This is a genomic window from Methylobrevis pamukkalensis, assembly GCF_001720135.1.
Classification (GTDB): domain Bacteria; phylum Pseudomonadota; class Alphaproteobacteria; order Rhizobiales; family Pleomorphomonadaceae; genus Methylobrevis; species Methylobrevis pamukkalensis.
On record NZ_MCRJ01000273.1, the window covers coordinates 1 to 1,031 of the forward strand.

1 protein-coding gene is annotated in these 1,031 nt (G+C 71.7%); it reads left to right on the forward strand.

Annotated features, from left to right (window positions below):
• Positions 1 to 1,006 (forward strand): NAD(P) transhydrogenase subunit alpha (locus A6302_RS20460; protein WP_069308537.1); only part of this gene is annotated, 1,006 nt, incomplete at its 5' end.
• Positions 1,007 to 1,031: the final 25 nt, after the last annotated feature.

Below are 1,031 nucleotides of genomic sequence, written 5' to 3' on the forward strand. Positions count from 1 at the left end.
GGATGCGGATTTTGCGGCGGCGGGGGCGTCGATCGCGGCGGATGCGGCGGCGACCTATGCCGGCGCGGACGTGGTGGTGAAGGTGCGCCGTCCGTCGGACGCGGAGATCGGGCTGATCCCGCGCGGGGCGCTGGTGGTGGCGACGATGGACCCCTACGGCGCGGAAGAGGCGGTGTCGGCGATGGCGTCGGCGGGCCTTGTGGCGGTGGCGATGGAGTTCATGCCGCGCATCACCCGGGCACAGGTGATGGACGTGCTGTCGAGCCAGGCGAACCTTGCCGGCTACCAGGCGGTGGTGGACGCGGCCGAGGTCTATGACCGGGCGTTCCCGATGATGATGACGGCGGCGGGCACGGTGCCGGCGGCGCGGGTGTTCGTGATGGGCGCGGGCGTGGCCGGGCTGCAGGCGATCGCCACGGCGCGCCGGCTCGGCGCGGTGGTGTCGGCGACGGACGTGCGTCCGGCCTCCAAGGAGCAGGTGGAATCGCTGGGCGCGAAGTTCATCGCCGTGGAGGACGAGGAGTTCAAGGCGGCGGAGACGGCGGCGGGCTATGCCAAGCCGATGTCGGCCGAGTATCAGGCCAAGCAGGCGGCGCTGGTGGCCGAGCACATCAAGAAGCAGGACGTGGTGATCACCACGGCGCTGATCCCGGGCCGGGCGGCGCCGCGGCTGGTGACGGCGTCGATGATCGCGGCGATGCGTCCGGGCTCGGTGCTGGTCGACCTTGCGGTCGAGCGCGGCGGCAATGTCGAGGGCGCGGTCGCCGGCGAGATCGTCGAGGTCGGCGCGGTGCGGATCGTCGGCCACCGCAACGTGGCGGGCCGGATCGCGGCGACGGCGTCGCAGCTCTACGCCAAGAACCTCTATGCCTTCGTGGAGACGCTGGTCGACAAGGAGAAGAAGGTTCTCGCGGTCGACTATGCGGACGAACTGGTGAAGGCGACGGTGCTGACCCGCGACGGCGCGGTGGTGCACCCGGCGTTCGCGCCGAAGGAAGCGGCGTAAGGGCAGGGGTCGCGGGGGCTGAGGG